Origin of the sequence: Aquimarina sp. AD10, from assembly GCF_003443715.1 — a bacterium.
Lineage (GTDB): Bacteria > Bacteroidota > Bacteroidia > Flavobacteriales > Flavobacteriaceae > Aquimarina > Aquimarina aggregata.
In genome coordinates this window covers 279,277-292,337 of record NZ_CP031965.1, presented here as the reverse complement: position 1 = coordinate 292,337, position 13,061 = coordinate 279,277, and the positions used below count along the sequence as shown (strand labels likewise).

Sequence of the window (13,061 nt, the reverse complement as noted above, 5' to 3'; positions counted from 1 at the left end):
ACTCCTGTTTAAAAAGTAATACATAGAATTTTATTAAAACATTAAAATTTAAAACGAAAATATTCAAGCAAATGAAAAAACTACCTGTAACTGTATTAAGTGGCTTTCTTGGTGCAGGAAAAACAACATTATTAAATCATATTTTACATAACAAAGAGGGACTAAAAGTTGCTGTTATTGTAAATGACATGAGTGAAGTCAATATTGATGTACAACTTGTTGAAAACGAAAACACACTTTCTAGAACCGAAGAGAAACTTGTGGAAATGTCAAATGGATGTATCTGCTGCACCTTACGAGAAGACCTTATGCTAGAAGTAGAAAAACTAGCAAAAGAACAACGGTTTGATTATTTAATTATCGAAAGTACTGGGATTTCAGAACCAATTCCTGTAGCACAAACTTTTAGTTTTGCCAGTGAAGATGGACAACTAGATCTAAGCCGATTCAGTTATGTTGATACAATGGTTACTGTTGTAGATGCATATAATTTCTTAAAAGATTTTTCAAGCTCACAGTATTTAATAGATAGAGAACTCACCAATATTGAAGGTGATGACCGAACCATTGTTAACCTACTTACCGATCAAGTAGAGTTTGCGAATGTAATTTTGTTAAATAAGGTGGATTTGGTAACAGAATCAGAATTAAGGAATTTATATGATATTATTCATAAATTAAACCCAAATGCTCATGTTATTCCTACTCAAAATTCTAAAGTTTCCTTGCACGAAGTAATTGATACAGGTCTATTTGATTTTGAGGAAGCAGAAGCATCGGCAGGATGGATTCAAGAACTTGAAAATGAACACATCCCCGAAACCGAAGAATATGGAATTGGTTCTTTTGTTTATAGAAAACGTAGCCCTTTTCATCCTAATCGATTTTTAAATTTTGCTACACATCACTTCCCTTCAAATATTATTCGTAGTAAAGGATTATTTTGGCTTGCCTCTCGTCCCGACCAAGCTCTAGTTTGGGGTTCTGCTGGAGGATCACTTAAAACAGACCCTGCAGGAGTTTGGTGGGCTTCTATGCCTTTTAGCGAACGAATTAGTTATGCCTCATTTTTAGATAATCAAAATACAATAGAAGAAGACTGGGATGTTTCTTTTGGCGACCGTAAAACTGAATTAGTATTTATCGGTCAAAATATCGATGTAAAATTGGTCACTAAACATCTGGATGACTGTTTACTCACAGAACCAGAACTTGCACAATGGAAAAAAGGAGAATTCTCTATAAATGATGATTGGCCAATTCCAAATTATCAAGAGTCATCAATGTAATGAATTCAAAATAGAATAATATGCAACAATGAACAATCCGGTTTGCCTACAATCTTACCGGATTTGTTGCTACAGTATTTTCTGCATCTAAAATCTTAATCTTATTAAATTTATATGTGTATAAGCTAATTATTAGAATTTTACACCATGAGGGCTCGTCCATATGAAGCTTTATTTTTTTGACTATCAAAATAAAAATCTATTCTTCCTAAATACAAACCATAGCACCCAACTTGATTTACAAGCACATCTTTATCCTTTCTATTCTTTACTAAAGTCGGTTCTTTAAGGAAAGTATGGGTATGTCCGCCAATAATAAGATCAATATTATCTGTAGCTTTGGCAAGACTTAAATCACTTACTTTATTTGATTCATTTTTATAATCATACCCTAAATGTGATAGACATATAACCAAATCACATTTTTCTTCATTTTTTAATGTAGCACTCATATCTTGAGCAATTTCTATAGGGTTAAGATATTTAGTTTCCTTATATAAATCTTTCATTACTAAACCTTCCAGGGCAATTCCCAAACCAAATATTCCTATTTTTATATTATCCTTTATGATGATTTCATAAGGTTTAACAAACGTATCCATAACTGTATTGGTGAAATCATAGTTGGCAGAAACAAATTTAAATCCGGCATACGGCATTTGGGCATGTAACCCATCAATCCCGTTATCAAAATCATGATTACCTATAGTGACAACATCATATTTAAGCATACTCATTAATTTAAATTCAAGTTCACCCCCATAAAAATTGAAATAAGGAGTTCCTTGAAAAATATCGCCAGCATCTAGTAATAAAGTATTTGGGTTTTCTTTTCTAATATCTTCAATAATAGTCGCTCTTCTTGCCACTCCGCCCTTATTTGCATTTCTACCATCATCCGGGCCAAATGGATCTATATGGCTATGTACGTCATTTGTATGTAAAATCGTTATTTTTTTTGCTTTGTTATCAGCAAAAGATGATAAACCAACTCCTCCTATAGTCATCAAACCCGTGGTTAGTGCCGTATGTTTTATAAATTCTCTTCGTTTCATTTCTTTATTTAATTAGTTGATCTGTGAAAATCTATCATCAATCTTTGGTGCGATTGTATCTACTTTTTTAAAATAGTCAATCATTGCATTTCGAATTTTATAATTTAATTTATGAGCTTTGCCTGCTTCTTCAAAAAAATACATCTCACTACCACCATGATACAGATAATCATTGGTTGCAACAAAATACACCTCTTTGTCATCAATTTCCTTGTTATTGATCAATGCTTGTACAATATTATTATCTGCATCAATAGTCAATTTTAATCCTGAAATTGGATGCGCTTTTTGAGATTCTTGTAAATAAGTAATCAATTTCCAAATATGAGTACCTTTCATTTCAACTACTACAATACTATTCTCAAATGGCATCACTTGATAAGCGGTACGTGCAGTAACATTACCTTTTGGTATTGGTGCTCGTATTCCTCCGTGATTTAACAATACCATATCGATTGTATTTTTAGTCTTTGATTTAAAAAAAGGAATTGACTGTTCTAAAACAATATCTGCCATTAAATTGCCTATAGCTGTATTCAAAATACCATCCTTTTTAGAATATGTTTCTGGTGCATACGCCAGAACACTATCTAAAGTCTTATTTACGTGCATCATATAGGGTTTAACAAAAGCTTGGATGTCTGGATTATCAGGAGTGGTATTATTTACTTCAATCCTTGCTCCTTCTACCTTTACAAGGTGTTTATTTTTCTGACAAGAAGAAAGGGTGATTATACATGTAAGTATAAAAAGACTTTTACTAATTATATTTTTTATACAGCAATTATGGTATATTATTCTATCCATTTATTCTTAAATTTAATTAATCTCTTCTTTAATAGCTAATGTATAATTTTAATTCAATTTATTGCACTAATCTAGCTGTTGCTTCTTTTAATATATAATTACAGTGATCTACATCATCTACATTCAATTCTAATATTCCTACAACTTCTATTATCTGATCGGTTTTATAGTTTGATTTATCTTTAAAAATAACTTCAATGATAGTTTCAGGGCCTGCGCCCCCACAGAAAAAACAGGAAGACATTGGATTTCGGGAAACCATATAAAATTCTTCTTCATAAGAAAAATCTAAGAAATAGCCTTTGATACTAATTTTGGATCCTTGATATGATTTTATTTTATTATCAAATGTTGGTTTTAAAAAATAATCATCATAGTATACATTATAAATATTATGAAAACTAACATTTGATAAATCGCTCCAAGATAATTTCTGTTGAGCAAAAAAATGAAATGGAATACTTATAAAAATAAGCAATAAAAGTACTTTACGCATCTCCCAGGGTTTTAGAAATATTTAACTTAAATAAAGAGAAAGAAGCCAAAATCGTGGCAAGTATTGTTATTAAAATTATTGCAATTAATAAAAAAAACTCTTCTATATCTGGTACACTTATCTCAAAATGATATGTATAGCCATTTGTAGCCAAAGTTGAAAACAATAAAATGCATACTCTTCCTAAAAACCACCCCAGGACACCTCCTATTAAAGATAAAAAAAGTGCTTCAAAAAAAATTAATTTTAATAGTTGAAAGGCGGTAGTTCCATAGGTTCTTAATAGAGCTAATTCATGTTTTCTTTCTCTTACTGTTTTTATAAGATTAATAAAAATGCTTAAGCCCGCAATCAGAAATATTACTATCGCAATACTATTTATCGTTCGAAAACCAATACCTAGAAACTTTAATAACCGATCAATTTCGAATTTTGGGAATGCCGCCTGTAATCCCGTTTCTTTATTGATAAATCTGGAAAATTGCAATGCCCCAATGGGATTCCTGAAGTTTAACAATAACGCTGTAATTTCTTTATGTTCTTCACTATATTCTTCATGCTCATCTTCAAAATCATGAACTTTCCAAATACTTTCAAGGTTTGTGATTATTAGGTTATCTATTACTGTTCCTGTAGGCGCCAAGATACCTGTCACTATAAAAGGTTTTTCATCATGTACTTCTATTTCATTTTGTAATAATCCATGAGAACTTACAACAGAATCCCCTATACGAATATTCAGTTTTTTTGCTACTTCAAAACCGAAAACTGCTTCAAAGTCTTGTACATTTAGTGCTCCCTCTTTTAGAGTAGCTCTATACCTAAGTAAATATTTGTCTGAAGTACCTAGAATTTTATACCCCTTATAATTATCACCATAAGAAACTGGTATAGCATCTTTTATCATAGGATTTTTAAGTACTCCTAAAGCTTCATCCAGAGATATATTACCTGTTGGATTATCTATATGTAGTATTGCTGATAATACTAATTGTAATGGACTTCCTTTTGCACCAATTACCATATCAAATGGTTTACTATTTTCCTGCAAGTGATGATTAAGTTGTTTACTTATTTGTAAAACAAAAGTAGTTAACACAATGCTTAATGTTAAAAGTGAAATACTCAAAACAGTATTCAAAGGCTTGGAAATAAGATTTTTGAAAGCTAAGTGTAACAATTTTATAAAGTTATGTGTTTCTTAAAATGTGATTTAACTCTTTGGTCATGGGTAATAATTACCAAATTACTTTTACAAATTTGAGCCTCTTTTTTTAGCAGAGAAATCACCCTTTCACAATTCGCATCATCTAAGTTAGAGGTAGGTTCATCTGCTAATATCACTTTTGGTTTATGTACAACACCAAGGGCAATAGAAAGTCGCTGCCGCTGTCCTTCACTTATTTCATGTACTTTTTTGTTTTTAATTTCAGTCAATTCTAATTGTTCGATTAATTGTTTTTTTCTGTGTAGATCTATTGTTTTTCTAGACAGTTTTTCACGCATGCTTAGATTTTCTTGTACAGTCAAAGACTTAATAAAATATGCTCTTTGAAAAATTAACCCAATATGCTTCCCTCTAAAATCGTTTAATTGACTTCTTGTGAGTTGATGTATAAGCGTATTACCAATATATACATTTCCTTTTTTCGGAATCAAAAGACCTGCCATAAGATGAAGTAAAGTGGTTTTCCCGATACCAGAAGGTCCTATAATTAAAGCGTTTTCTTTAGATGTTAAATCTATACGAGGGAAATAAAAAGTATGATTTTTTGAATTTTGATATGCAAAACTTAATGATGTCGTTCGGACCATAAAATCATTTTTGCCAAAAATAAATAAATTTTATTAATGCAACAAAGTTGCATTAATAAAATATGTATTATCTTTGCCCCTCATTAAAACACATATTCTTTTATTTTGAACATTTTATACAAACGCACTCACTCAGACATCTTAGGAATTATAGCCAGTAGTTTATGTTTAATACACTGCTTGTTTACTCCTTTTTTATTTATTGCCCATACGGGATCTGTCCTATATCAAGATGGATATTCTGTTTTGTGGAAATCATTAGACATCGTCTTTTTAGCACTCTCCTTTATAGCGATTCATCGATCTACTAAAACAACTACAAATCCAACAATAAAATATGCTTTTTGGATAAATTGGGTATTACTATTATGTATTATAGTCAATGAAAAGCTATCCTTGTTTCCTTTGTTTGAAGAAGTTATTTACATAGTATCCATACTATTAGTAGGATTACATTTTTATAATAAAAAATACTGCGGTTGTAAACGTGAAAAGTGTTGTGCTAATTAATTGAAATATGAACAAAATGAATAGAGAAAAAATAGAATATGAAGGAGATGCACATATTTCTAGCAGCGTGGACACTCCTTTGGTTAAGAATGCTTTTGAAACATCCGATAATGATAAAATTAAAAATATTCAACATCATTTTTCGGAAATCATGAAAGAATTAGGACTTGATTTAACCGATGATAGTCTTCGAGGTACACCCTATAGGGTTGCTAAAATGTATGTAAAAGAGCTCTTTTATGGTCTAAATCCTCACAATAGACCAAAAATATCGACTTTTGAAAACAAATATGGATATCAAAAGATGTTAGTAGAACAAAATATCAACATAGATTCTGCTTGTGAACATCATTTCTTACCGATAGTTGGCACTGCCCATGTTGGATATATCCCAAAAGATAAAGTAGTTGGATTGTCAAAAATTAACCGACTTGTCGATTATTATTCTCATCGTCCGCAGGTACAAGAAAGACTTTGTTTACAAATTCTAAAAGACTTACAACAAACTTTAGAAACCAAAGATGTTATTGTGGTGATAAATGCGAAACATTTATGTGTTTCTTCCCGTGGAATCAAAGATAAAAGTAGTTTTACAACAACCTTAGAATATGGGGGGCAGTTTAAAGAAGTTTCTTTACGAAATGAATTCTTGGAAATTATAAAGAACGATAACAACACTTTTTGAATACATGATAATGCGCCCAACTTTTATGTTATATTATCCTTAACAAAGTATTAGTTATTTGCAATACGAAAATGGTAAAACATCATTAAAAAGACACCTAAAACAAATAAATTTTATCAATGAAATGATTTCATTTTTAAAAATCTCATACATACTACTACCCTATTTATTTTATTTTATATTAAAATAATTGTTTATTGTAACAACTAGTTCTTTCATATAGAAAAGTTATTTTTAATTTGGTTTTGATAAGAAAAGATTATGTTTTTTGAATTTTATTAAAATGTTAATTATCAGACACATAAAGATATAATTAACATTTAATGTATTGATTTTCAATGTTTTTTCTTAAAATAACGTTAAAAAACATAATAAAAACATAAAATCACTAGGATTCAAATCGATAAACATATACTTTTAACGCATCATAGTACATCATTTTGATTTAATAAACCCCTAATTAAACAAACGTAATATATGACAAGAAAAATACTCTTAAACCCTATAAGATTTAAATTTAATTATCAAAATTCTTTTACAACACATCACAATTACTCTCTTAGATGTGTAAAGAAAATGTAAAATAATTATCTTCTTTTTTATAGACACACTAATTTATTCAAACTACAAGAAAAATACTTTTATTAAGACTATGATACTAATAGCCATCTTTTAGTTTTTCATTTGTTAAAGGAATAAATACAAAAAACTACAACTAGTATAAACTATTTGTAAGACATGCTTTTTTAAAACCCCAATAAACCAACATCATATGGCAAAAAAATACACTACTACCTATAAGATATAATCACTAAAGCTCTCTTATTTCTATACATAAAATTAAGAGACAGCTTGAAGTAATTACTCTTCATTTTATAGCAATATCAGTTCAGACTGATCACAGAAAATTTATATCGAAATGACCATTGTTATACTAAAATGATATGGCAACCCCTTTACTATTACCATACATTTAGTCGTGCAATGAGCGAATGGTATTTACTGTTATACTAATAAACCATATAACAGCTATTTTGTTTTAATTAACCCCCCCATTAAACCAATACTATATGGCAAGAAAATACTCTTAAAACCTTTTAAAACACAAGGATTATTTAGACAGTCTTCTTACATAAAATATACTAAGTACCAACCAAAAATGTAATGAAAACACCAAATAACTATCTGCTTTTTTAAAAAGGTTTATTAGTTACTACTCAAGATTTTATTCACACTTGAGAAACTACTACCACAAATAAAATAATCGTACTACTTGCATAGTGGAACGCAATACTTCTATACATCTATCTTAATTAGAAAGAGATGGTTAAATATACGGTATTGTCGCTACCGTTAATGTTTGGGTCACCTATTTTGTTTTAATAAACCCCGTTAAATCAATAGTATATGACAAAAAAAATACTTTTAAAACATAAACATAATTCCATAAATTTTAGAAAGAAACTACAACCGAGTAAAGTATTACTAATAGCTAAAAAACGTACAATAATTATTTGCCTTTTTTGGATATTTGGAACATCAATCCATGCTCAGGATTTTATTACTACATGGGAAACAACAACTGCAAATGAAATTATTACACTACCCAATAGTGGAATGGCTGCAGATTATAATTTTACTGTAGATTGGGGAGATGGAACACCGATTGAATTAAATGTAAATACTCCCGGAAAACAGCATACATATATAACCCCTGGTACATATATAGTAAGGATTAGCGGGCAATTTGAAGAGTTTGATTTTACTGGTACCCCAACAAGTCCAAGTGCCAACAATTTATTATTTGTTAACCAGTGGGGAAATTTAGCCGTATCTAAACTTAATTTTAGTGGTGCAAGCAGATTTCAAATTACAGCAACCGATAATCCAGATTTAACCAATGTAACTTCATTTGACAACCTATTTAGTGGTGCCTCTACAGTAAACGCTGATTTATCTGGTTGGATAGTTTCAGGAATTACAAGTATGAACGGAACCTTTCGTGATGCTATAGCATTTAATGGAGATGTTAGTACTTGGAATACAAGTGAGGTAACGAGTATGGTAGACACTTTTTCTGGAGCCTCTGCTTTTGATCAAAATATCTCTGGTTGGAATACTGCTAAAGTAACCGACATGTCAACTATGTTTTTTAACGCCTTAATATTTAATCAAGATATAAGCGGTTGGGTTACTAATGAAGTACTTAATATGACAGGAATGTTTAACGGTGCTGCTAGATTTAATCAAAATATTGGTGGCTGGAATACAAGTAAGGTAGCTAACTTAAGTTTTATGTTTTTTAGAGCTACAGCATTTAATGCAACTATTGGTAGTTGGAATACAAGTATGGTAACCGACATGACCTTTATGTTCGCAAGTGCATCAACATTTAATCAAGATATTAGCGGATGGATTACTAGTGAAGTGAGGGATATGAGCAGTATGTTTTCTGGTAGTTTAAGGTTTAATCAAAACATTGGAGGTTGGGATACTACTAAAGTAGAAAGAATGGCATTTATGTTCGCTAATGCTAGAGCGTTTAATCAAAATATTAGTGGTTGGGATACCGCTAATGTACTTAGTATGTCATTTATGTTTAATAGTGCCATTGCATTTAATCAAAGTTTAGCAAATTGGAATATCAGTAAGGTTACATCACTATTCAATACTTTATCAAACACTGGTTTATCTACCTTAAATTATGATGCAACATTGATAGGATGGGCCAATCAGACAGTACAATCTGGACTTAATTTAGGAGCAAATGGATTAACATACTGTTTAGGAGAAACTGCCCGAAATACACTAACAAATGCTCCAAATCTATGGGTAATAACTGATGATGGGTTGGATTGTTCTTCTATATTTATAACCACTTGGGAAACCAACACTACAAGTGAAATGATCACTTTACCTAATGACAATGGTAATGGATCACTACAATATAATTTTAGTATTGATTGGGGAGATGGCACAGCTATTGAAACCAATGTTACCACTCCTAATATGACACACACCTACGCTATACCTGGTGTATACACAGTCACTATTGATGGGCAGTTCGAGAGTTTTGATTTTGAAACGGTTCCTAACAATACTACAAATATCTTATCTGTAGAACAATGGGGAAATTTGTTAGTATCAAAACTTAACTTCAAAGATGCTATCAATTTTCAAATAAACGACATCAATGCGCCAGACTTATCAAGAGTAACTTCGTTTGATAACTTGTTTAATGGTGCAACTACAGTAAATGCTGATCTCTCAGGGTGGAATGTCATCACTATCCAGAGTATGAATAGAACTTTCCTTGGTGCTACAGCTTTTAATGGAAACATTAGTACATGGAATACAGCCAATGTCGAAAGTATGAGTTCTATGTTTAACAATGCTACAACATTCAATCAGGACATTAGCAGTTGGGATACAAGTAATGTCTTAAAAATGGATGCTATGTTCGACAATGCAATTGTTTTCAATCAAAATATCAGAACATCAGGTACAAGTTGGGATACAAGCAAAGTGGATGATATGAGCTTTATGTTTAATAATGCTCTTGTATTTAATCGGGATATAAGCAACTGGTCCACAAATACTGTCACCGATATGTCAAACATGTTTAACAATGCTCCTGAATTTAATCAAAATATTGGTAGTTGGATTACGGATAATGTAACTGATATGAGTGCCATATTTAATGCAGCAACTGCTTTTAATCAAGATCTTGGTGGTTGGAATATTAGTAAGGTAGCATCAATGTCTGATGCACTTTCTAATTCTGGTTTATCTACACAAAATTATGATGCTACATTAATAGGATGGGAAAGTCAAACCGTATTAACTAATGTAATTTTAGGTGCAGATGGATTAACATACTGCTTGGCCGGAAATGAAAGAAACCGATTAATCAACAACGATTTATGGACTATTAATGGGGATAGATTGGGGTGCTCATCAATATTAGCCTTTTCCATTTCTAAAACTACAGATGCGATTGAAGGCACTTCAAACGCTACATTTACGATAAGTATTGATGGAGGAATAATCAACACTACCGGAGCCCCTATTACAGGAACACTTACACTAACAGGTACCGCCACTAATGGCTCAGATTATACAGATGTAACTACATTTTCTATTCCTAATGGAGATACCAATACTATTGTCACCATTCCGGTAATTGATGATACAGAAGTAGAAGTACTCGAGACAATTATTGCCACTTTATCTACCACAAATACTGGTAATATAAATGCTACAAATAATACCGCTATTGCAACAATAACAGATGATGATAGTGCATCTTTAACTATTTCTATTGGATCTCCTGTAGATGCTATCGAAGGAACTTCTGATGCTACTTTTACTGTTAACTTAGATAACGGTGTGAGTAATAATACCGGTACATCAATTACTGGAACACTTACACTTACAGGTACTGCCACTAACGGAGCAGATTATAGCAATGTGAGTCTGTTCGAAATTCCAAACGGGAGTACTTCCGCAACGATAACCATTCCTGTAATTAATGACAATGAGATAGAACCACAAGAAACTATTATTGCCACAATATCTTCACCAAGTCTAGGGACTATAAATACATTGAACAATTTTGATACTGCATTCATAACAGATGATGATGCATCGGCACTCTCCTATTCTATTACCAAAACAACAGACGCCATTGAAGGTACTTCTGATGCTTCTTTCACCGTAAGTATTGATGGAGGAATTGTTAATACTACCGGAATGCCTATCACAGGCATATTTACATTTAGTGGTACTGCTACTAACGGAGTTGATTATACCAATGTAACAGGGTTTTCAATTCCAAACGGAAGTGCTAGTGTGATAGTTACCATTCCGATAATCGATGATCTCGCAGTAGAATTACCGGAAACTATCATTGCCGAAATTTCTAATCCAAGTATAGGAAATATAAATTCTACAAATACTACAGATACTGCGATTATCGCAGACGATGACAGTACATCATTAACTATTTCGATTGGATCACCAGTAGATGCTGTCGAAGGTACATCAGATGCTACTTTTATAGTAAGCTTAGACAACGGATTACGCAATGAAACAGGAAGCCCTATTATCGGATCGATTACCTATAGTGGTACGGCAATTAATGGTATTGATTATACAGACATAATGGCTTTCTCAATTCCAGATGCAGCTTCTAATTTGATAGTAACTATTCCTGTCATTGATGACACCTTAGTAGAACCTATAGAAACTATAATTTCAACAATATCTGCACCAAATATTGGAGCAATAAATATTAACAATACTAGCGCCATAGCTAATATAATTGATGATGAAAGTACTTCGCTCACTATTTCTATTGGATCCCCGATAGATGCGGTAGAAGGGTTTTCTGATGTGAATTTTACGATAAGCTTAGATAACGGAGTAACCAATCAAACCGGATCTCCTATTACAGGAACGATAGTACTTACAGGAACAGCAAGTAACGGAGTAGATTATACAAACGTAGTGACATTCTCAATTCCTGACGGTAGTACTACCCAAACAGTAGTAGTTCCTGTTATTGATGATACCGAAGTAGAACCACTAGAAACTATTATTGCTACAATATCATTTCCAAATATCGGATCAATTAATGCATCATCAGCTACCGCAAGTATAACAGATGATGATATTCCACCAAACCCCAATTTAGCATTATCAAAAATCGGGAACTATGAAGACTCAAATAATGATGGCGTATTAAATCTAGGAGACCAAATTGTATACACTTTTACTATTGAAAATAATGGTACTGAAACAATTACCAATATTAGGCTTACCGATCCATTACCTGGGATTATTTTGAATGGAGAATCAATTAATCTTGATTCTGGCGAAATTGATAATTCAACATTTACTGCAATATATGAACTTACCGAAAATGATATTCTTACGGGTAGTGTTATAAATCAGGCTTTTGTAACTGGTATAGATCCATTAAATATGGAAATAATTGACTTTTCTGATGATCCAAATAACGATACCAATATTGATGATGACAATGATGGCGATGGTGAAGACCCAACAATTACTGATCTTATTATTGAAGATGAATTGATTGTATATGAAATAATTACTCCAAATGGAGATGGATTAAATGATGAACTAAGGATTTCCGGATTAACCAAGTTTCCAAATAATACCATAATCATATATAATCGTTGGGGTGCTAAAGTCTTTGAAGCAAGCGGCTATGAACAAAAAGGTGTCCCTTTATTTAATGGAATTGCCAAAGGAGAAAAAAAAGTACTCCCAACAGGTTCCTATTTCTTCACATTACAATATCAAAATACAATTGGCAATTCATCTAGTAAATCTGGGTTTATACACATCAACTAAAAAATGACATTACCCCTATATCA

At 31.7% G+C, this 13,061-nt stretch carries 9 protein-coding genes; 4 read left to right on the top strand and 5 right to left on the bottom strand.

What is annotated here, in order from left to right; translation table 11 throughout:
* The first annotated feature begins 71 nt into the window (after window positions 1–71).
* Window positions 72–1,289, top strand: a complete 1,218-nt coding sequence (locus tag D1816_RS00965) for a GTP-binding protein (protein ID WP_118500845.1) — start codon at window positions 72–74, stop codon at window positions 1,287–1,289.
* Between the two features lie 140 nt (window positions 1,290–1,429).
* On the opposite strand, the gene D1816_RS00960 is transcribed toward D1816_RS00965, so the two are convergent.
* The 5 genes from D1816_RS00960 to D1816_RS00940 form a co-directional block, all read right to left on the bottom strand.
* Window positions 1,430–2,344, bottom strand: a complete 915-nt coding sequence (locus D1816_RS00960) for a bifunctional UDP-sugar hydrolase/5'-nucleotidase (RefSeq protein WP_118500844.1) — start codon at window positions 2,342–2,344, stop codon at window positions 1,430–1,432.
* 12 nt (window positions 2,345–2,356) lie between these two features.
* The gene (locus D1816_RS00955) at window positions 2,357–3,151 is read right to left on the bottom strand and encodes a 5'-nucleotidase C-terminal domain-containing protein (RefSeq protein WP_118500843.1); all 795 of its coding nucleotides are present in this window, start codon (window positions 3,149–3,151) and stop codon (window positions 2,357–2,359) included.
* A 58-nt stretch (window positions 3,152–3,209) separates the two neighbouring features.
* On the bottom strand, window positions 3,210–3,647 hold the full coding sequence (locus tag D1816_RS00950) for a hypothetical protein (protein WP_118500842.1): 438 nt from the start codon (window positions 3,645–3,647) through the stop codon (window positions 3,210–3,212).
* Complete coding sequence (locus D1816_RS00945; protein WP_118500841.1) at window positions 3,640–4,746, bottom strand: ABC transporter permease; 1,107 nt, start codon at window positions 4,744–4,746, stop codon at window positions 3,640–3,642. Before D1816_RS00945 ends, D1816_RS00950 begins: the two co-directional genes overlap by 8 nt.
* An 83-nt stretch (window positions 4,747–4,829) precedes the next feature.
* On the bottom strand, window positions 4,830–5,462 hold the full coding sequence (locus D1816_RS00940; RefSeq protein ID WP_118500840.1) for an ABC transporter ATP-binding protein: 633 nt from the start codon (window positions 5,460–5,462) through the stop codon (window positions 4,830–4,832).
* 105 nt (window positions 5,463–5,567) lie between these two features.
* Here D1816_RS00940 and D1816_RS00935 point away from each other — a divergent pair, with 105 nt between their 5' ends.
* The 3 genes from D1816_RS00935 (at window position 5,568) to D1816_RS00925 (ending at window position 13,038) form a co-directional block, all read left to right on the top strand.
* Window positions 5,568–5,972: a MerC domain-containing protein gene (locus D1816_RS00935; RefSeq protein ID WP_232517362.1), complete on the top strand. Its 405-nt coding sequence runs from the start codon at window positions 5,568–5,570 to the stop codon at window positions 5,970–5,972.
* Between the two features lie 16 nt (window positions 5,973–5,988).
* Window positions 5,989–6,657: a GTP cyclohydrolase I FolE gene (gene folE / locus D1816_RS00930; RefSeq protein ID WP_066312009.1), complete on the top strand. Its 669-nt coding sequence runs from the start codon at window positions 5,989–5,991 to the stop codon at window positions 6,655–6,657.
* 1,407 nt (window positions 6,658–8,064) lie between these two features.
* Complete coding sequence (locus D1816_RS00925) at window positions 8,065–13,038, top strand: BspA family leucine-rich repeat surface protein (protein ID WP_118500839.1); 4,974 nt, start codon at window positions 8,065–8,067, stop codon at window positions 13,036–13,038.
* Window positions 13,039–13,061 lie beyond the last annotated feature (23 nt).